This window comes from Hymenobacter pini, assembly GCF_020421205.1.
Taxonomy (GTDB): Bacteria; Bacteroidota; Bacteroidia; order Cytophagales; family Hymenobacteraceae; genus Hymenobacter; species Hymenobacter pini.
This window is the reverse complement of sequence record NZ_JAIZZH010000002.1, coordinates 478,209-497,666: the sequence shown is the minus strand read 5'-3', so window position 1 is coordinate 497,666 and position 19,458 is coordinate 478,209. Positions and strand designations below refer to the sequence as shown.

Below are 19,458 nucleotides of genomic sequence, written 5' to 3'. Positions count from 1 at the left end.
GTTGTGGCGCGTAACCTGCCGGAGGCAGGCCCACGGTCAAAGAAACAGTAGCAAACCGCAAAAATAGGCGTTTTGCCCGCAGCCAACTAAAAAGGCCCCGCCGAAAACCGACGGAGCCTTTTTACACGTGCAATGTGCTACTACTAGTGAGCAGCGTGCTTACCGAGGTAATTGGCAACGCCTTCGCGGGTGGCCGACATGGCCTCTTTGCCTTCTTCCCAGTTGGCGGGGCATACTTCGCCTTTTACTTCAAAGTACTGCAGCGCGTCCACCATGCGCATGGCTTCGTCGATGCTGCGGCCCAGCGGACCGTCGTTTACCACTTGGTGACGCACAATGCCGTCTTTGTCAATAAGGAACAGGCCGCGATAGGCCAGGGGCGAGCCTACGAAGGTCATTTCGCCAGCCTCGTTGTAGTCGTAGTGGCCGCCCAGCACGTCGTAGTTGGCCGCAATAGTTTTGGTAGCATCGGCCACCAGCGGGTAGGTTACGCCCTGAATACCACCGTTGTCGCGCGGGGTTTGTAACCAGGCAAAGTGCGAGAAGTGCGTATCCGTGGAGCAGCCCACGATGGCTACACCTTTGGCCTCGAAATCAGCTAGGCGCTCCTGGAAAGCAATGATTTCGGTGGGGCACACGAAGGTGAAGTCGGCGGGGTAGAAATAGAAGATAACGTGCTTCTTGCCCAAGTACCGGTCGAGGGAGAAATCCTCCTCGAATTCGCCGTCGATAACGGCGGTAGCTTTGAAAGAAGGAGCACGTTTACCTACAAGAACTGCCATGAGTTTGTGAAAAAGGTGATAGAATGAAAGGAATGGAATCAACAGGCCGGGAAGAAGTCGGCTCGCACGCTACGCTTGGCGCAGGTAGCCCTGGGATTTACCCAACTTTGCTGCCCGTGATGTGCAGGGAAAAGGAATGGGGCTGAAACCCCGTCAGGCCCTTGGTGGCAAAAAACTCCCGAATGATGGCGTCCAGCTGCGGGTCGCAGTAGTCAATGATTTCCTGCGTATCGGTGCAGAACAGGTGGTGGTGCTCAGTGCAGTCGGCATCGTAGCGGCGTGAGGAGCCCTCGGCGGAGGCCACCCGCTTGGTGAGGCCCGCCGCCACAAACGAATCCAGCGTTTTATACACCGTGCCCAGCGACAGGGAAGGAGCCTGCTCCGTTACGCGACGGTGCACCTGCTCGGCGGTGGGGTGGCCGGGCAGCACCACCAAGCTCTCCAGAATCAGGAGGCGCTGCTGGGTGGCCCGTAGCCCGGCCGCAGCCAGCCGTTCGCGCAGTTGCTGCGGCGTCGGGTGTGAGTGCGAATGATCAGAGGAAAAGCTCACAGGTAAGAAAAATTCTCCGCAAAGATAGGGCTATAAGCCAAGGCCGGGAAAAAATGTTTCATCCGGCTCCAGCTCTTCCAGCCACCATAAACCTCTTTCCGGTAGAAAGCGGGCTATTACATTGCGCCTTCGGGGTACGCCGCTGGCTTGCGGCCCGGTAGCTCAATAAGCTTACTTCACAAACTCATTCACTTCGCCCCGGCACACAAACTGGAAGGTCTGGCGGGTGCGCTGTTCCAGCAGCAGCTCCCGGTTCTCCGTCAGACGCTGAATGCTGGCGGCGTCGTAGTTTTTGATGGTATACAGCTCCAGGCCCGTGTTGTAGTGGATGGTAAACTGGTCGCGCAGCAGGCCCAGCAGCTTATCGAGACGGTAAGCCGAAAAATCGGTGCACACGGAGAAACTGATGGCGGAATTTTGCATCAGATGAATTTTAAGCCGCACTTGGGCCAGCGCCCCAAAAATCACCTCCAGGTTTTCCTCCGAAATAAACGTCAGGTCCTTGGACTCAAAGGATACCAAGCATTGCCCCGTTTTGCGAATGAAAGCCGGCACCAGCAGCCCGTGCCGGCAGTCGTGAATGATGGTACCCTCGGCCGTAGGGTCCACAAACGACTTTACCAGCAGTGGAATGTGCTTTACAGCCAATGGTTTAATGGTTTTGGGGTGGATGACCGAGGCCCCGTAGTACGCCATTTCAATGGTTTCCTGGTAGCTGATTTCTGGGTAGCGTACTGTGTCCGGGAAAATCTTGGGGTCGGCGTTGAGCAGGCCCGCCACATCCTTCCAGATGGTCACGGACTCCGCTTCCAGGCAATAGGCAAAAATGGCGGCGGTGTAGTCGGAGCCCTCCCGGCCCAGGGTGGTAGTCTGACCGCTGGAAGTGCCACCCAAAAAGCCTTGCGTGACTACCGGCCCGTGAGCCAGCTGCTCGGGCAGTACCGCCCGGAGCTGCCGCTCCGTGGTAGCCCAGGCCACGCGGCCTTCCCGCCAGGTATGGTCGGTGCGGATGAGGGAGCGGCAATCCAGCCACTGGGCCTGCAGCGCCCGAGCCACAATGCGCGTGGCCAGCAGCTCGCCAAAGCTGACGATCTGGTCGTACTGCTTATCAAAATCACCGGGCTGCAGGGTAGAAAGGCGGTCTTGCAGCTGTTCCAACAGCTCCCCCAAGGCTGGGGTGCCCACCGTGCTGTCGGTTACGCCCAGCTCGGCGGCTACCTGCAAATGAAATTCCCGCAGGCGGTTCAGCGGCTCGGTATAGTCCTGACCGGCGTGGGCGAGCTGAAATAGTTCTTCCAGAGCGTTGGTCGTCTTGCCCATGGCCGACACCACCACTAGCAGCTGGCCACCCTGCCCATGAGCCTGCACAATGGCAACCAAGTTGCGAATAGCAACGGCGTCCTTCACGGAGGCACCGCCAAACTTGAAAATCCGGAGGGGAGAAGCGTACTGCATGGCCCAAATGTAGGAGGAAGCCCCGGCTTACACCTATTGGCCGGCTGGGCAGGTAGCCTTAGCCACGTTCTGCACCCGGAGCGAAATTTCGCTGGAGCTCCGGCGGAATTTCTTACTTTTGACCTTTCCCACCCGCATCTTTCGCTCACTCACCCATGACCAACCACGACAAGCTGGCCCTGCCCGTAGGCACCACCCTGGACCGCTTTATTATGCGCAAGCAGGAGGATTTTCCGTACGCCACCGGGGAACTTTCTCAGCTACTGCGCGATATTGCCCTGGCGGCCAAAATCGTCAACCGCGAAATCAACCGCTCCGGCCTGATAGATATTGCTGGGGCATACGGTAACCGCAACGTGCAGGGCGAAGACCAGCAGAAGCTCGACGTAATTGCCAACATTCGCTTTATCAGGGCGTTGCGCAACGGGGGTGAGGTGTGCACCATCATTTCGGAGGAAGACGACGAAATGATTCAGACCGGCAACACCCAGGGCAAATACGTGGTGGCCATCGACCCCCTGGACGGCTCGTCAAACATCGACGTGAACGTCAGCATCGGGACCATTTTCAGCATTTACCGCCGCGTGTCGCCCACCGGTATGGATGGCACCACCCAGGACTGCCTGCAAACCGGCACTCACCAGGTAGCCGCCGGCTACGTGATTTACGGGTCCAGCACCATGCTGGTGTACACCACCGGCAACGGCGTCAACGGCTTCACCTACGAGCCCAGCCTGGGTGAGTTTTTCCTCTCGCACCCGAACATCCAGACTCCCAAATCGGGCGCCATCTACTCCATCAATGAAGGCGTGTCCGATTCATTCTCCGAGGGCATGAAGGCCTTTGTGGCTCACTGCAAAGAGCAGAGCTACTCGGCCCGCTACATTGGCTCCCTAGTAGCCGATTTCCACCGTAACCTACTAAAAGGCGGAATTTACATGTACCCGTCGTCGCGCAAAGCACCCAACGGAAAGCTGCGCCTGATGTACGAGTGCAACCCGCTGGCTTTCATTGTGGAGCAGGCAGGTGGCCGCTCCAGTAATGGCCGCCGTCGGACCCTGGAAATTGAGCCCCGCGACCTGCATGAGCGGTGCCCGCTCTTTATTGGCTCGCCGGAGCTGGTAGCCAAGGCGGAGGAGTTCCTGGCCCCGGAATTCGCTCACGACGCCGTGTTGAAAGCGTAAGCCCGTGTAAACAGGCTGGACATTGTAGTCAGTCTGGATAAGCGGCAAAAACCAAAAAGGCCACCCGATTTCGGGTGGCCTTTTTGCGTAAAGAGGAGCAAGGGTTACTCCGCCTTCTTTTTTGTGGTCTTTTTAGCAGGCTTGGCTTCTCCAGCCTCGGGGTTGCCGGCCGCGTTGGTTTCCTCAGCAGCCGGAATAACACCGGCCGTGCTCAGGGCTTCGTCAGCGGCAGCCTCATCTTGCTTGGCCGCTTTCTTCTTGGCTTTGGGCTTTTCCTCAGAGGCTGGAGCATCGGTAGAGGCTGTTTCTTCTTCGGCCGGAGCTTGGTACTCCAGGTTTTTGCTCACCACGTGGTACCACTGCACCAGCTTCTTGATGTCGGACATGTATACCCGCTCCCGGTCGTAGTCAGGCATGATTTCAGCCATGAAAGCCGACAGGTCCCGGTCGTCCGATTTGTTGGTTACGGCCAGGCCCTTGCCGTGCTTCTGATGGATGCGGTCAAACACCTCCGTCAGGGGCACCGTCTGGTCGTAATCCTGAGTATACATGGAAATTTCCTGCAGCAACGATACTTTGTTGCGTGCCGAGGCCACGGAGCGGGTGCCTTTCTCGTCGAGGGCTTCAATGATAACGCCGGCGCGGGTGGGCTTTACCAGGCGGTACAGACCGGGCATTCCGCTGATAGCGGCAATTTCCTTCAGGTCGTAGGGCATATGTTAAGTAGCGGTTGTTGAAAGTGCGAAGTTACTCAGAAGCGGCGGCCTGACCGGGAGCCGGCAGTTTAAACGTGACGGGTAGGCTGGTCAGGATGGCATAATCCGGCTTGTTGAACTTGAGCAGCCGCACCACGCGCAGAGCTTCCTCACCGCAGCCGCCGCCAATGTTCTTCACCAGCTTAATGCCCGACATGGTGCCGTCGGTATTCAGGGTGAAGCTCACAATGCAGGTGCCCTGAATGCGGTTGCGCCGGGCCATAATGGGGTATTTCAGCTCCTTTTCAATAAAGGCATACATAGCCTCCTGGCCACCCTCGTAATACTCGGCCACCGGAATGGCCTTGGGAGCATGGGCCGGCGCGGCCGGTGCAGCTTCCGTGGTTTCCGTAGTGGCGGGCACGGGACCATCCGTTTTTACCTTCACTTTGGTTTTTTGGGCCAGAGCCGGAGCCGAGCAGGCTAGCAGACCAATGCCCAGCAGGAACGCAATTTTTTTCATGGGGAGATAAGCAAGAAAACGCACAGAACAGCGGAAGAAAGGCCTTCGCCCAGGCCGGGCAATTACGAGGCCAATTTACGCATTATTGGCTGCTTTCGGCGAACTGGCGGTTCACTTCTCCAATGAAGGCAAGCAGCTCCTCGCGCCCGGTTTTGTCCTCGGCCGAGGTAACAAAATGGCGCGGAAGCTCATCCCACGTTTCCTGTAGTTTCTGCAGGTACTCCGTCACGTTTTGCTGCGTGCGGCTGCCCGATTGTTTATCAGCTTTTGTAAATACCAGCACAAACGGAATTCCTTCCTCGCCCAACTGCTCAATAAATTCCAGGTCTACGGCCTGCGGCGCGTGGCGCGAGTCAATCAATACAAAAACGCACAGCAAATTTTCCCGCTTGCGCAAATAATAATTAATCATGCGGCCCCATTTCTGCCGTGAGTCTTTACTGACGCGTGCGTAGCCGTAGCCCGGCAAATCGACCAAATACCAATTATTATTAATAATAAAATGATTGATTAGCTGAGTTTTGCCGGGCAGGGAAGATGTCTTAGCCAAGCCCTTGTGGTTCGTCAGCATGTTGATTAATGACGATTTGCCCACGTTGGAGCGGCCAATGAAGGCGTACTCCGGTAGGGTGGGTGCCGGGCAATCTTCCACCCGGGAATTACTCATCAGAAAGGCAGCGGTCTGAATATTCATCAGTTTGGCGGATGATACTAAGCGCAAAGGTACATATTCAATAAGTGGCAGCGGATTGCATAATTTTTTGGGGAAAAACATTGTAATTTAAGTAGTCGGCCTATATTTGTGCGACTGGTAATGCTTACAGAAGAGGCTTTAAGTACAAAAACTACTGCTCTCTACTGGTTCAGTATCAGGCATTTTACCGCATTAGTTACGGTCAAGGCCGTATAATAAAAGTTCTATCTTTGGCCGCTCATTCTCCGGTTTCGGGGAAGATTATACAGATTGAAAAAGCAAAATCACCCAGTTAGTTGGTGGCTTTACTTTTTTTCCGAGGATTCCCTCAACCCTGAGGCAGGTTTTCAGTATAAGAGGCAACTCTTGAAAACCCAACTCCGCGCAGTCGGCGTGCCGGGTTTCACTCCCCTTTTGCAACTCCTTATTTTCCTAACATTCTCCCAAATGGACAACTTAGTCAGAAGGTTATTCAACGCCTCGTGCGCCTTCGCGCTAACGGCTGCTGTGGCTCAGCCTGCCCTGGCCCAGAGCACACGAAAGCAACTGAAGACGGCCAACAAGTACTTCGCGCAAGAGAACTACCGGGCTTCGTTGCCGTTTTACGAGCAGGTACTGGCTAAAGAGCCCAACAACGCCCAAGCGCTGTTCCGGGCGGGTATTGCCTATATGTCTTTTGATAAGGAAAAAGCCAGCGACTATATCTATAAAGCGCAGCGCCTGAAGAAGAACGTATCGAAGGATGTGGAGTACTGGCTGGGCCGGGTTGACCACCTGAACTACAACTTCGACGAGGCAATTGGCCACTTCCAGACGTATAACGCCACGCTGAAGTCCAAGGATACCCGCAAAAAGGAACTGGCTCAGCTGATTCAGCATAGCAAGAACGCCAAGGTGCAGTTCAACAGCCCCAAGGATATCTTCGTGAAAAACCTAGGCCCCACCATCAACACGCAATGGTCGGAGCACAGCCCGGTAATTTCCAACGATGACAAAATCCTGCTGTTCACTTCCCGCTCGGATGATATGAGCAACGCCCCGGCTGTATCGGCCGATGGCACCGTGAAGGATAAGAACAAGATTGCCGCCGACGGCCAGTACTACGAGAACATCTACGAAGCCAAGCGCATCGACGATGAGAACTGGGAAAAGCCCCGCTCCCTGAGCGGCGTGCTCAACGGCAAAGGCCACGATGCTTCTATTCAGGTGTTCGATAACGACACCAAGCTGCTCATGTACCGCAACGATGAGAATGGGGACATCCTGTACTCGGAGAAATCGGGCGCTGACTGGACGGAGCCCAAAAAGCTCAACAAGAACATCAACTCATCGGCTTTCGAGTCGGACGCTTATATCACTCCCGATGGCCTAACCATCTACTTCTCAACCAGCAAGTATTCGGAGGATAACACGCTGGATATCTATTACTCTACCCGTCAGCCTGGCGGCGACTGGGGCCCGGCCAAAAGCATTGGTTCGGCTATCAACACGCCCTACGACGACGACAGCCCGTACCTGAGCCGCGACGGCAAGACGCTGTACTTCTCTTCACGTGGTCATAACACGATGGGCGGCTACGACATCTTCAAATCGGAGTGGGACTCAGTGGGCCGCAAGTGGGGTCGCGCCGAGAACATGGGCTACCCCATCAACACGCCTGATGATGATACTTACTATCGTCTGTCGCCGGATGGTTCGTACGCTTACCTGTCGTCGTACCGCATTGGTGGCTACGGTGAGAAGGACATCTACACCATCAACTACATAAAAAACGCCATTATCCGCGGCCGCGTGCTGAGCCAGCGCGACAGCACGGTAATTCCGGGCGTGGAGCTGGTGTTCAGTGGCACTCAGGCCGATAAAACGGCCCTGAGCTACCGTGACATCACCAAGCCGGTAACTGGCGACTATCAAGTGAGCGTGCTTTCGGGCCGTACCTACCAGGTAGCCGTGTCGAAGGATGGTAAGAATATCGAAACGCAGGAGTTTGCCGTGCCGATTTCGACCAACGACTCGACCACGATTACCAAGGACTTCTATGTGCCGTATGTTGATACCACCTCGGGGGTATACGCTACAATGAAGCCGATTTACTTCGATACCGACAAGTACAAGCTGCGGCCGGAGTCGATTACGGAGCTGGACAAAATCAGCGCAGTGCTGAAGGCTAACCCCGGCATCAACATTTCGATTGAAGGTAACTGCGACTCGCGCAACACCGACGAGTACAACATGGTACTTGGCCAGAACCGGGCTGACGTGGCGTACAACTACCTGAAGAAATCAGGCGTGTCGGAAACGCGCATGGTAACGGTAAGCTACGGTGAGCGTCGTCCGGTGGCCCCGAACGATTCGCCGGAGAACATGCAGCTGAACCGCCGCACCGATTTCCGCGTGATTACCAAGGAGGGTGAAGCTGCTCCGGTGCTGAACAACCCCACGCCGAACTCGGGCGCTAACTCGACTGGTTCGTCGTCTTCGACCACGACTACCACGGCTCCGCTACAGCCCGGCAAAAGCAAGGCTAAGCTGCCCGACGGCACGAAGGTGAAAACCAAAGTGGACGAGGACAGCGACAAAGTGAAAGTGAAAACCAAAGGCCCCAACGACGAGAAGAGCAAGACCGTAACCAAAGACGGTACCATTGACTCGAAGGCGAAGGATGCCAACGGTGAGAAGACCAAAGTGAAGACGGACAACGACTAAGCCGCGGTTTTTGAGAAGCGCAAGCGGGTCGGGCCAGCAGCCCGGCCCGCTTTTTTTTTAACATAATGGTAGACGGGCCGTTGTAATTGGGCAATTTTGCCCGAGTTTTCTCGTTCTTCGCCCTGAGAAGTATGTCCGTAGTTCCCTACAAAGATGACGCCGCCGGCAAAAAGTCGCAGGTGGCCCAGATGTTCAACAGCATTGCTGGCAAGTATGACTTCCTGAACCACTTTTTGAGTGTGGGCACGGACATCTACTGGCGCCGCAAGGCCGTGGACGAGTTGAAGCAGCTGCGGCCGGCCCGGGTGCTGGATATAGCCACCGGTACCGCCGATTTTGCCATCGAAACCCTGCGCACAGCAGCCCCGGACGCCCAGATTACGGGCGTGGATATTTCGGAGGGTATGCTGGAGGTGGGCCGGCGCAAGCTGCAGCAGAAAGGGCTGAGCCACCGCATCCGGCTGGAACTCGGCGACTCGGAGGCGCTGCCATTCCCGGACAACCATTTCGATGCCGTAACGGCTTCATTTGGGGTGCGCAACTTCGAAAACCTGGAGAAAGGGTTGGCCGAAATGTACCGGGTATTGCGGCCGGGCGGCAAAATGGTGGTGCTGGAATTCAGCAAACCCACGGCCTTCCCCATGAAGCAGGCCTACAACTTCTACTTCAAAAACATTCTGCCGGTATTCGGCAAGTTGATTTCCAAAGACCGCGCCGCTTACACGTACCTGCCCGAGTCGGTGCAGGCATTCCCGGATGGGCAGGATTTTCTGGCCATTCTGCGTAAAGTAGGCTTTACCTCTCCTGCATGGCAACCCCTCACGTTCGGTATCAGCTCCATTTACACAGCTCAAAAATAGTGCGGCTGCTCGCGGTAGCGGCGGTGGCGGGTTTGCTGCCCCTATCGGTCCTGGCCCAGAAAAAAAGCCTGACCGGCGCAAGTAGGGGAAAAAACGGTCGGGTGAAATCGGTGACGGTGAACAACCTGCCGGGCTACGACAGTCGGTGGCTGCACCTGGGCATGTACGTGGCCCCCAACTTTTCGCGCTACAAGATTGAGCAGTCGGCAGCGGCTTACCCAACAGCCTCGAATTACACAGGTGTCTCGGCCAACTCGGTGGTAAGCCCCGGCGGTTCAGTGGGTTTTCTGGCCGATGTGCGGATTGGGGACTATGGGGCTTTCAACTTTGCTCCTGGCGTAAGCTTTCTGACGCGGCGCATCGAGTTTAAGCCCTACGGGTACTCACAGAATACTGCCCAGTACCCCAACGACCCCAAGGAAATTGAGGACCAGGAAATCAGCGCAACGCAACTGGATTTTCCGCTGCTGTTCAAGCTGAAGTCGCAGCGGCGGCGCAACTCCCGAGTTTACCTGATTGGGGGCGTGAAGCCGAGTTTCACTATTGGAGGCCGAAAGAAAGAGAGTGAGCAGACGCTGCTGACAGCCGGCCGCTCCGACGTGGCGCTGGAGTACGGGGTAGGAATGGACCTGTTCTATCCGTTCTTCAAGTTTTCGCCCGAACTGCGCTTTTCTCACGGCCTGACCAACCTGTACGTGCCCGGCAACACCGATGTGTACAGCCGCAGCCTGCAGAGCATGAAGAGCAACACCGTTACTCTGTACCTGAACATCTGGTCGGGCCGGTAGGTGTGAAGGTTTCGCAACCGGCTGATCAATCGGGCACTGCCCGCAGGGCAGGTGCTTACAAGCTATTGAACAATGAAAACTGCATTTGTAACCGGCGCTTCGTCGGGGATTGGGCGGGCTACGGCCGTAGCCTTGGCCGAGGCCGGTTTCCGGCTGGTGCTGGCGGGCCGCCGCCGGGAGCGGCTGGAAGAACTGGCCCGGCAACTGGCCGACACGCCCACCCACCTGCTCACGTTTGACGTGCGCGACCGGGCCGCCGTGGAGGCCGCCGTGCAGAGCTTGCCCGCCGAATTTCAGGACGTGGACGTGCTTATTAATAACGCTGGCAACGCCCATGGTTTAGCGCCCATTCAGGACGGTAACCCGCAAGACTGGGACGATATGCTGGATGGCAACGTGAAAGGGCTGCTGTACGTGAGCCGGGCCGTGCTGCCCGCCATGACGCGCCGCAACGTGGGCCATATCATCAACATCGGCTCAATAGCCGGCTACGAGGCCTACGCCAACGGTAATGTGTACTGCGCTTCTAAAGCCGCCGTGGCCTCACTCACCAAGTGCATGCGCCTGGATTTGCTGCCCCACAACATTCGGGTGGCCGAGGTAAACCCCGGAGCTGTGGAAACCGAGTTTTCGGAGGTGCGCTTCAAAGGTGACACGGCGCGGGCCGCCAAGGTGTACGAAGGCTTTGAGCCCTTGAAGGCCGAGGACGTGGCCGACGTTATCCGGTTTATGGTAACGCGCCCGCCCCACGTGAATGTGGCTGAGGTGCTGCTGCTGCCCACGGCGCAGGGAGCCGCTACCACCATCCGGCGCACCTAGCAGCCATTAACCAAAAAAGGTTTCACCCACTAACAGGTGAAGCCTTTTTTTATGAACCAGAGCGGGCCAGTTGAGTAAGCGTGGCCGCATCCAGCGTGTGCCGGCCAGAGAAACGGATAAGGCGGGGCGCGGCGCCCAGTTGCTCCAAGAACTGCCGCTGTTGCTGCAGCTGGTCTTCGGCAACAAACTCGTCCTCGGTGCCGCAAACCAGCGTTACGGGTACTTGGCTGAGCAACTGCGCGGCGGTGGGCAGTTCCATGTCGGGCGGAAAACCTCCGGCCCAGAGTACTAGATGGCTGGGCCGGAAAATAGCCTGGGCCAGCCAACGGCTAACAGTGGCGGCCCCCTGCGAAAAGCCCAGCACCGTAATTTCTACTTCTGGTGCAGCCTGGATTAGTAAGTTGGAGGCAAGCTGGTTAAGATAAGCGACGTAGTCGGCAATTTCCGCTAGCCGGTCGTCGCGGGTCATCCAGGTAGCGCCTACACGGCCGGAGGTACCTTGCAGGTAAAAGCGCGACAATCCTTCGGGGGCAATAACTACTAAGGCCGGATCATCGGTGGTGAGGTGGACGAAATGACGGATGAAATAAGCCGCCAACTGCCCATAGCCGTGCACCACAAACCACACGCGCCGCGTAGCCTTCGATAATTCACCGAGCTGGTAATACCGGGCCGACCGAGTAACGGCAATGTGCTGCTCGCGGGCCTGCATGCTTATTGCGCCTTGGGCAAATCATCGGCCGAGAAGCCGAAGGGCAGCAGGTCGGACAGCGAATTGAACCGGTAGATGCTGCCGTTGGGGCCGGGCAACAGCAGCGGAATAGCCTGTTTCTGGCGGTGCTCATACTCGGCCATTACCTGGCGGCAGGCTCCGCAGGAAGTCACCGGTACAAACTCCCCGTTGGCGGGCCGGGCCGCCACAGCCATGCCCATAATACGCCGATTGGGCTGGGTAGCAGCTAGCCCGAACAAGGCCGTGCGCTCGGCACACAGGCCGGAGGGGTAAGCCGCATTTTCCTGATTGGTGCCGCGAAAGATGGTGCCATCATCGAGTAGCAGCGCCGTGCCAACGTGAAAGTGGGAGTAGGGCGCGTACGCGTGGTCGGTGGCGGCGCGGGCCGCCTGCCAGGTGGCGGCTTCGGCGGCAGAGAGGTCAGCTTCGGATGCCACCACCTCAACGGTGATGGTCAGGTGAAGGGGTTGGGCCATTGGAGGCAAAGAACGGCCCGGCACCGGCTGGCGGCCCCGGGTAGTGAAAAGGGGCGGTGAATGTACAACTTTTTTGCAGACTTCCAGATCGGCACAACAAATTGCTGCTGTCAAACAAGAGTAGGAACGGTGCAGGCCTGCCGGGCTCGGGCATTTATCCGATATTGGCGGCTGAGTTCTAGCCCACCACCCACCCCACATGACCCTTATTCTGCTGCTTGGCGCCGGCCGCTCGGCCACTTCCCTGATTCAGTACCTGTTGCTGCATGCCCCCACGGAAGGGTGGCAGCTGACGGTGGCCGACGTGCAGCCCGCGCACCTGGCCCCCGTGCTGGCTGCCCACTCCGAGTATGCCCGGGCGGTACCGTTTGATGTACACGACGAAGCCAGGCTGGAAGAACTGGTGCCCCGGGCCGACGTGGTTATTTCGATGCTGCCGGCTCTGTTTCATGCTCCGGTGGCCCGCGCCTGCGTGCGGCACCGGCGGCACCTGGCCACGGCCAGCTACGTGAGCGAGGAAATCCGGGCGTTGGATACCGAAGCCAGGGAAGCAGGTATTGCCATTCTGATGGAATGCGGCCTTGACCCCGGCCTCGACCACATGTCGGCCATGCAGGTACTGACCGATATCCGGGCCCGGGGCGGTGTAGTTACGTCGTTCAAATCATACTGCGGGGGGCTGTTGGCTCCCGAGGCCGAGGGCGACAACCCGTGGAAGTATAAGTTTACCTGGAACCCGCGCAACGTGGTGCTGGCTGGCCAGAGTACGGCTAAATTCCTGGAAAACGGCCGCCCCCGTTTCATTACGTACCAGCAGATGTTTGCCCGTACCGAAACCCTGGCCGTGTCCGGCTTTGGTGAGTTCGAGGGGTACGCCAACCGGGACTCGCTGAGTTACCGCGCGCCTTACGGTCTACAGAATATCCCCACAATGCTGCGCGGCACCCTGCGCCGGCCGGGCTACTGCGCGGCGTGGCACGCGCTGGTGCGCCTGGGCCTCACCGATGATGCCGTGCACCTCGACAACCCCGCCACCCTCACGTGGCGGGAGCTGGTGGAAGCCTATCTGCCCACCGGCTCCGGCAACACCGCCGCCCGGGTGGCCGACTATCTGGGGCTGACGCCAGAAGATGACATTATGCAGCGTCTTGCGTGGTTGGAGCTGTTTTCGGAGCGGCCCGTAGGCTTGGCTAATGCCACGCCCGCCCAGCTGCTGGAGCGCCTGCTCACCGAAAAATGGGCCCTGCAGCCCCGCGACCGGGACATGATTGTAATGCAGCACCTGTTTGAGTACGAGTTGAACGGGGAGCGGCACGGCCACACGTCGTCGTTGGTGGTGCTGGGCGATGATGCCGTGCACACGGCCATGGCCAAAACGGTGGGTCTGCCCCTGGCAATGGCCGTGCGCCGGCTCACGCAGGGCCAACTGCAACAGCGCGGCGTGGTTATCCCAACCGAGTCGGAGTTGTACGAGCCCATTCTAACGGAGCTGGCCCAGGAATACGGAATTCGGTTCGTGGAGGAATCGTACGCTTTAACGTCATCTATAGTGGCGGATTGACGTGCTCTAAATGGCCAGATAAAACGGCCCCAATGCCTCCCGAAACCACGCAGAATAGTCCTCGGAGGTGGCTTCGTGCAGCGGTAACTCCTGCTGCTGCACGAGGCCCGGCTGCCGGCTGAACGTGGTAATATGGCGCAGTGGTTTACTGCCGGGCCGGTGATACAGGATTAAGCGGAAAACGGGATGCAGACCAACAGCCGCGGCTTCCTGCTCAAACTGCTTCATCTCAGGTGGCGGCAGCAATACCGTCAGCTGGCCACCGGGCATTAAAAACCGGGCGGCAAAACCAGCTAGCTCCCCGAACGTCAGAGTATCGGCGGCGGTGTGGCGGGCCGTAGTGCGCTGGGCGCTGGGGGAGCGGAGGGAGTTACGGAAAAAGGGTGGGTTGCAGAGAATCAGGTCGAAGGGTTGGGGGTGAGTGGCTGCTAAAGCCGCCAGCGGAACCGGATGCAACACCAGCCGCTCAGCCCATTGGCTGGCTGCAAAGTTGGCGGCGGCCTGGGCCGCGGCGGCTTCGTCCAGCTCCACGGCCTCCAGGTAGGCCGTGGGGTTGCGCTGGGCAGCCATCAGGGCCAGCAAGCCGGTGCCGGTACCCACGTCGAGGATGCGCCGGGCCCCGGCTACGGGTGCCACCGCTCCCAGCACGCAGGCATCGGTGCACACCTTCATGGCGCAGGCGTTCTGCTCGATGCGGAACTGTTTGAACTGAAAATAGGAATTCGCCACGCCCCGGAGTTAGCCGCGTTTCGCCTCAATCAGCTCGTAGCCTTCATCCACCAGCAGTGGCCCTTTGGTGGCACTCCACACGGCCAGTTGGTCGCACCGCTCGTTTTCGGGGTGGCCGTTGTGGCCGCGCACCCATCGGAACTGCACATTGCGCTGGCGGTACACTTTCACAAAGCGGCGCCACAGGTCCTCATTGGCCTTTTTGCCGAAGTCCGGCTTGTTCAGCCAGCCGAATACCCACTTTTTCTCTACGGCATCCACCACGTAGCGGGAGTCGGTGACGACGGTAATCGGCAGCTCGGGACGGGTAATGGCCTCCAGCCCGATGATGACGGCCAGCAGCTCCATGCGGTTGTTGGTGGTGAGGCGGAAGCCCTGGGTGAGTTCCTTCTCATGCTGGCCGAAGCGCAGAATGGCGCCGTAGCCTCCGGGGCCCGGATTGCCCCGCGAGGAGCCATCAGTATACAGGTAAATCAAGCGAAAAGCGGTAAATGCAGAAAACCCCCGCAAGGTACGAAGTGAGAATTGTTGGATGGGTGAATGGCTGGATGGGTGATTAGTACTTATTGGCTTAATCCGACAATTCAACCATTCATCAGTTCAACCATTCTCCCATCCAACTACTCACTTTCCTTGATCAGCTGCCGACGGTAATTAGCCAGGATAGTGGATTTCAGCAGAAACCCCAGATAATGGTCGTTTAGGTCGAGGACGGGGAGGGCCCAGGCCCCGAGCTGTTCCATGCAGCGTAAAGTATCCAGCAGGGTATCATCGGGGCGCACTATGGCAGGTGGGTCCGTCATCAGATCCTGCACGCGGGTGGTGGTGTAGTGCTCGTCGTCGAAGAGGGCGTCGCGCACGGTATCCAGGCTTACTACGCCGTGCAGGTACCCCGCATTATCCACCACCGGAAACAGGTTGCGGGAAGCGTGCCGGAAGGCGGTAACCAACTCGCCCAGCGTGTCTTCGGGATGAACGGGCAGAAAGTCCGTCTGAATCAGGGTACGCACATCCAGCTGCGCCAGTAGGCCCCGGTCCCGGTCCTGGTTTACGTACACGCCTTTCTGCACCAACTTGCGGGTGTACACCGAGTACGGCTCGAAGTAGCGGGTGATAAGGTAGGAGCCGGAGGTAACCACCATCAACGGGACGAACAGCGCATAACCGCCCGTAATTTCGGCAATGAGGAAGATGCCGGTAAGCGGGGCATGCACTACGCCCGCCAGGGTGCCGGCCATTCCCAGCACAATAAAGTGTACTTCTGAAATGGGGTAGAGGCCGCTCAGATTGATAAGGCGGGCAAACACAAAGCCACATAGGGCCCCCGCAAACAGTGAGGAGCCAAACATGCCCCCGTTGCCGCCCGAGCCAATGGTAATAGTAGTAGCAACCACTTTCAACAGCATACTGCCGGCCGCTACCAGCAGCACCAGCCACACGCTCTCATCGTGGAAGACATCAAACAAAGAGCCATCAATCAGCTGATCGGCGTGGCCACCTAGTAGGAGCTGCACAATATTGTAGCCTTCCCCGTACAGCGGGGGGAACAGGAATACCAGCCCCCCCAGGGCCAAGCCGCCCAGCAGTACTTTCCGCAGCGTGCCGTGCAGCTGCTCAAAGTACTTATCGGCCCAGAAGTACACCCGGATCATGTACACCGACAGCAGGGCCGTAAACACGGCCAGCATCAGGTACAGCGGCACGGCATCTACGGGCCAGGAAGTGGTAATAAGAACGAAGGGCTGACCCGCGTACAGGGCCTTCGATACCACCGTGGCAGTAGCTGAGGCAATCAGCAAAGGCACGAAATACGCCGCCGACAACTCTGACAGAATAACTTCAACGGCAAACAGTACCCCCGCAATGGGCGAGTTGAAAATGGCCGCTACGCCCGCGGCGGCTCCGCAGCCCGTGAGCAGCCGCCTTTCGCGCCGCCCAATCCGCAAAATGCGGGACGTGTTGGACCCAATAGCCGAACCCGTAACGGAAATAGGGGCTTCCAGACCCGCCGAGCCCCCGAACGTAACCGTCAGAAACGACGAAACCAGCTGCGAGTACAGCTTACTACGGGGCACAATGCTACCCTGCCGGGCAATGTTATAGATAATAGGCCCAATGCCCCGGCCCAGGTTGCCATCCAGGAAATACCGGGTAAACAGCACCGTAAGGGCAATACCGATAATAGGGTAAAGCGAGCTGGCAAACACTTGATATTCGCCGGGTACCCACGCATTCAGCATTTTCTGCGAGTCGTGGACCATCGTCTTGAGCAGTACCGCCGCCAAGCCTGCCAGCAAGCCCACCAGCATACTCACCACAATCAGGTACACCCGGTCGCTGACGTGGCGCACGCGCCACACGAGCAACGGACGAAGTAGCCGATGGATGGTATTCTGGGGCATGGGCGCGCAGGGGGTGGGTGGCAGCCAACGGGTGTAGCCGCTAACCTAACGAAAACTTCTTTGAGTTATTAGTTGTCCGTTACTCGCTGTCAACTACTAACCGCATGAAGAATGCTTTTATCAACCAGCAACGAATAACCAGCAACTAGCTCGAAAGAGCCGGCACCCCCAGGCCCGCGCCCAGCAGCTCCTGCTTCACCTCCTGCATCAGGCGGCTTTTAAGCTGCAGCACGCCCCGACGGTAGTCTTCGGAGTCGGCCCAGAAGTACACGCGCAGGTCGGCGGTGGTAGCAGTGGCCTTCTCCAGGTTGATGTACGGGGCGCGGGGAGCCTGTTGCACATCGGCCACGGTGCGCAGATAGTTGAGAATGACGTTGGTTGCCACGTCGGGCGTGGCGTCCTGGCCCAGGTCTACGCTCACCAAAAACTCCTGCCGCAGGTTGCCGTCGCGGGTGTAGTTGATGAGCGGCTCCTTCAGGACCAGTGAGTTGGGTAGGTAGATGTGCTTGCCATCGAAAGTGCGGATAAGCGTGATGCGCAGGTTCAGGGCTTCCACGTGACCAATCAGCCCTTTAATTTCTACCGTATCGTTGATGTGGAAAGGCCGGTTGAAAGCCAGAATAACGCCGGCCAGAAAGTTCTCGGCAATATCCTTGAAGGCAAAGCCCACGATAAACGCCGATACGCCCGCTGCCCCCACCAAGCTGCCCACAATGCCCGAAAACCCCAGGATATTGAGCGCCAGCATCAGGCCCAGGCCTACCATCACCCACTTGCCAATACTAGCCAGAAAATCGGCCAGCAGAGGGTCAGTGGAACGTTTGCGTAACCGCCCGCCTAACAGGGCACTGACGCGGTTGGCAATAAATATGGCCACTACCAGCAGTACCAAGGCAATCAGCAGCTTGGGTAACACATACAGGAACTGTTGCCAGTAGGCAGAAAGGACACGGTGCAAATCCTGGAGCATAGACAAAAGCATTAGGGCGGAGAATAGCAGCCGGTTTCATAGCAAACCGGCCAAAGCAAAGCCCCGCGGGCGTGTGCCAGCGGGGCCATGGTAAGTGTTGCTATACGTAGATACTGCGTGTTGGGGTTGGCTTGCACCGCCTCAGGCCAGGGCTGGCCGGTTCATCCAGCGCCAGAACACCAGGCCGCCCAGCGCATAGGCCACCACGTCCCAAGGGTCGGGCGTGTTGCGTACTACTGACGAAGATTGCAACAAGGGCACTAGCTCAAACCACACGGAAAACACCAGCCAGGTGCTGAAAATCCAGGAAGTGGGCAGCACAAATGAAGGCTGCCGAAAATACAGGCGCCGCATTACGCAGAGCACCAGTGTAAGCTCCAGGGGCAGAGACAGAAAATCGGCCAAGTGGGAGCGGACCACACCGGGCAGGGGCCAGTGCGGCGACAGTGGCCCGCCGTACTTGTGTAGCACGGTAATGAAGTACAGTACTGTGCCCACCAGAAACAGCGGGTGCCGTAGCTCGGCGGGTAGCCTCAACCGGCTAGCAGTGTTATCAGCCATAGGATAAATGCCATAAGTGCCCCAAACGCCAGCTGCCCGCCCCGAATAATGTATTTCAGAAAGCGCACCCACGGTTTGTCATCGGGTTTGATTTCGATGAGCATGATGGGCGACACCGGCTCCTGGGCCAGCCGCTCCCGCTGCTGTTCGCTGCGTAAGCGCTGCGGGTCCAGCAGCTGCCCGCACCGCTCACACCGGTCAGTAGCCAACTGCTGCCAGTTACTCCAATACCCGCAGGCTGGACATTTCTTCGTGGCTTCCAAGGGAGTGGGGAAAGTGTGAATGGTCACAGCGCGTCATGCAGAGCGAAGCGAAGCATCTCGCGTGCTGACGTTGCCATACTAATCGTCATGCAGAGCGAAGTCGAAGCATCTCTACCGCTTCATTTGAGTTACTACTGCAACGTCAGCACGCGAGATTCCTCGGCAAGCTCGGAATGACGTGCCATGTACTTGTGCTTACAACTCCATGATGTCCTCGTTCCAGAGCGTGGGCTCGGCCTCGATGAACTCCTCCATCATCTGCACGCATTCGTCCAGGTTGAGGTCCACTACTTCTACACCGTGGCTTTCCAGAAACGCCCGCGACTCGCCAAACGTGCGCGACTCGCCCACCATCACCTTCGGAATTTTGAACTGCACGATGGTGCCGGCGCACATGTAGCAGGGCATGAGGGTGGTGTAAATGACCGTATCCCGGTAGTTGCGCTGGCGGCCGGCGTTGAACAGGCAATCCATTTCGCCGTGCTTGATGGGGTTGTCTTCCTGTACGCGCTTGTTGCGGCCCCGGGCCACAATCTTGCCGTTGCGCACCAGCACCGAGCCAATCGGAATACCGCCTTCCTGTCGTCCTTGCCGCGCTTCGTCGATGGCGGCCTGCATGAATTCGTCCATGTCTATTAAAGTTTCTGGTTGCTAGTTTCTGGTTTCTGGTTGAAAGTGGGCAATGAAACCCAAACTGGCAACCAGAA

Annotated in this window: 21 protein-coding genes; 6 read left to right on the top strand and 15 right to left on the bottom strand. The window is 57.9% G+C overall.

The genetic code is table 11. The features are described from left to right. Nucleotides 1-143 precede the first annotated feature (143 nt). From LF252_RS08680 to LF252_RS08670, 3 genes are all read right to left on the bottom strand, one after another. Entirely contained in the window at nucleotides 144-782 is a 639-nt protein-coding gene (locus tag LF252_RS08680) for a peroxiredoxin (protein WP_226269189.1), read from the bottom strand. Between the two features lie 97 nt (nucleotides 783-879). Beyond that, nucleotides 880-1,332, bottom strand: a complete 453-nt coding sequence (locus LF252_RS08675; RefSeq protein ID WP_226269188.1) for a Fur family transcriptional regulator — start codon at nucleotides 1,330-1,332, stop codon at nucleotides 880-882. Nucleotides 1,333-1,503: 171 nt separating this feature from the next. Continuing rightward, a complete protein-coding gene (locus LF252_RS08670) occupies nucleotides 1,504-2,787 on the bottom strand; it encodes an aspartate kinase (RefSeq protein WP_226269187.1) in 1,284 nt (427 codons plus the stop codon). Nucleotides 2,788-2,942: 155 nt separating this feature from the next. Between LF252_RS08670 and fbp the strand changes: the two genes are divergently transcribed. Then, nucleotides 2,943-3,971, top strand: coding sequence for a class 1 fructose-bisphosphatase (gene fbp / locus LF252_RS08665; RefSeq protein ID WP_226269186.1), 1,029 nt, complete (start codon nucleotides 2,943-2,945; stop codon nucleotides 3,969-3,971). Between the two features lie 104 nt (nucleotides 3,972-4,075). Here fbp and LF252_RS08660 read toward each other — a convergent pair whose 3' ends face one another. The 3 genes from LF252_RS08660 to yihA form a co-directional block, all read right to left on the bottom strand. Then, nucleotides 4,076-4,687: a DUF5606 family protein gene (locus LF252_RS08660; RefSeq protein ID WP_226269185.1), complete on the bottom strand. Its 612-nt coding sequence runs from the start codon at nucleotides 4,685-4,687 to the stop codon at nucleotides 4,076-4,078. 31 nt (nucleotides 4,688-4,718) lie between these two features. Further along, nucleotides 4,719-5,189 (bottom strand): energy transducer TonB, encoded by a 471-nt coding sequence (locus tag LF252_RS08655; RefSeq protein ID WP_226269184.1) that lies wholly within the window; start codon nucleotides 5,187-5,189, stop codon nucleotides 4,719-4,721. A gap of 82 nt (nucleotides 5,190-5,271) precedes the next feature. Continuing rightward, nucleotides 5,272-5,883 carry a ribosome biogenesis GTP-binding protein YihA/YsxC gene (gene yihA / locus LF252_RS08650; RefSeq protein WP_226269688.1) on the bottom strand — a complete coding sequence of 204 codons (612 nt, stop codon included), beginning with the start codon at nucleotides 5,881-5,883 and terminating at the stop codon, nucleotides 5,272-5,274. Between the two features lie 447 nt (nucleotides 5,884-6,330). Between yihA and LF252_RS08645 the strand changes: the two genes are divergently transcribed. The 4 genes from LF252_RS08645 to LF252_RS08630 all read left to right on the top strand — a co-directional run bounded on the left by LF252_RS08645 (nucleotide 6,331) and on the right by LF252_RS08630 (nucleotide 11,056). Further along, a complete protein-coding gene (locus LF252_RS08645; protein ID WP_226269183.1) occupies nucleotides 6,331-8,589 on the top strand; it encodes an OmpA family protein in 2,259 nt (752 codons plus the stop codon). 131 nt (nucleotides 8,590-8,720) lie between these two features. Beyond that, a complete protein-coding gene (gene ubiE, locus LF252_RS08640) occupies nucleotides 8,721-9,449 on the top strand; it encodes a bifunctional demethylmenaquinone methyltransferase/2-methoxy-6-polyprenyl-1,4-benzoquinol methylase UbiE (protein ID WP_226269182.1) in 729 nt (242 codons plus the stop codon). Beyond that, on the top strand, nucleotides 9,449-10,237 hold the full coding sequence (gene porT, locus LF252_RS08635) for a type IX secretion/gliding motility protein PorT/SprT (protein ID WP_226269181.1): 789 nt from the start codon (nucleotides 9,449-9,451) through the stop codon (nucleotides 10,235-10,237). Before ubiE ends, porT begins: the two co-directional genes overlap by 1 nt. Nucleotides 10,238-10,309: 72 nt before the next feature. Beyond that, the gene (locus LF252_RS08630; RefSeq protein WP_226269180.1) at nucleotides 10,310-11,056 is read left to right on the top strand and encodes an SDR family NAD(P)-dependent oxidoreductase; all 747 of its coding nucleotides are present in this window, start codon (nucleotides 10,310-10,312) and stop codon (nucleotides 11,054-11,056) included. Nucleotides 11,057-11,105: 49 nt separating this feature from the next. Here LF252_RS08630 and LF252_RS08625 read toward each other — a convergent pair whose 3' ends face one another. Then, a complete protein-coding gene (locus tag LF252_RS08625; RefSeq protein ID WP_226269179.1) occupies nucleotides 11,106-11,768 on the bottom strand; it encodes an alpha/beta hydrolase in 663 nt (220 codons plus the stop codon). Nucleotides 11,769-11,770: 2 nt separating this feature from the next. After that, the gene (cdd, locus tag LF252_RS08620; protein WP_226269178.1) at nucleotides 11,771-12,265 is read right to left on the bottom strand and encodes a cytidine deaminase; all 495 of its coding nucleotides are present in this window, start codon (nucleotides 12,263-12,265) and stop codon (nucleotides 11,771-11,773) included. 199 nt (nucleotides 12,266-12,464) lie between these two features. Between cdd and LF252_RS08615 the strand changes: the two genes are divergently transcribed. Beyond that, nucleotides 12,465-13,826, top strand: coding sequence for a saccharopine dehydrogenase C-terminal domain-containing protein (locus tag LF252_RS08615; RefSeq protein WP_226269177.1), 1,362 nt, complete (start codon nucleotides 12,465-12,467; stop codon nucleotides 13,824-13,826). A gap of 6 nt (nucleotides 13,827-13,832) precedes the next feature. Here the strand turns inward: LF252_RS08615 and LF252_RS08610 are convergent, their stop codons facing one another. From LF252_RS08610 to LF252_RS08580, 7 genes are all read right to left on the bottom strand, one after another. Next, nucleotides 13,833-14,555: a tRNA1(Val) (adenine(37)-N6)-methyltransferase gene (locus tag LF252_RS08610; RefSeq protein ID WP_226269176.1), complete on the bottom strand. Its 723-nt coding sequence runs from the start codon at nucleotides 14,553-14,555 to the stop codon at nucleotides 13,833-13,835. A gap of 9 nt (nucleotides 14,556-14,564) precedes the next feature. Further along, nucleotides 14,565-15,032 (bottom strand): ribonuclease HI, encoded by a 468-nt coding sequence (gene rnhA / locus LF252_RS08605; RefSeq protein WP_226269175.1) that lies wholly within the window; start codon nucleotides 15,030-15,032, stop codon nucleotides 14,565-14,567. A gap of 143 nt (nucleotides 15,033-15,175) precedes the next feature. Next, nucleotides 15,176-16,957 carry a chloride channel protein gene (locus tag LF252_RS08600; protein ID WP_226269174.1) on the bottom strand — a complete coding sequence of 594 codons (1,782 nt, stop codon included), beginning with the start codon at nucleotides 16,955-16,957 and terminating at the stop codon, nucleotides 15,176-15,178. A 145-nt stretch (nucleotides 16,958-17,102) separates the two neighbouring features. Further along, nucleotides 17,103-17,927, bottom strand: coding sequence for a mechanosensitive ion channel family protein (locus LF252_RS08595; RefSeq protein WP_226269173.1), 825 nt, complete (start codon nucleotides 17,925-17,927; stop codon nucleotides 17,103-17,105). A 141-nt stretch (nucleotides 17,928-18,068) separates the two neighbouring features. Further along, entirely contained in the window at nucleotides 18,069-18,488 is a 420-nt protein-coding gene (locus LF252_RS08590; protein WP_226269172.1) for a hypothetical protein, read from the bottom strand. After that, nucleotides 18,461-18,778 carry a hypothetical protein gene (locus LF252_RS08585; protein WP_226269171.1) on the bottom strand — a complete coding sequence of 106 codons (318 nt, stop codon included), beginning with the start codon at nucleotides 18,776-18,778 and terminating at the stop codon, nucleotides 18,461-18,463. The genes LF252_RS08590 and LF252_RS08585 overlap by 28 nt, the downstream gene beginning before the upstream one ends. Nucleotides 18,779-18,946: 168 nt before the next feature. Next, nucleotides 18,947-19,381, bottom strand: a complete 435-nt coding sequence (locus LF252_RS08580) for a nucleoside deaminase (protein ID WP_226269170.1) — start codon at nucleotides 19,379-19,381, stop codon at nucleotides 18,947-18,949. Between the last annotated feature and the right edge of the window lie 77 nt (nucleotides 19,382-19,458).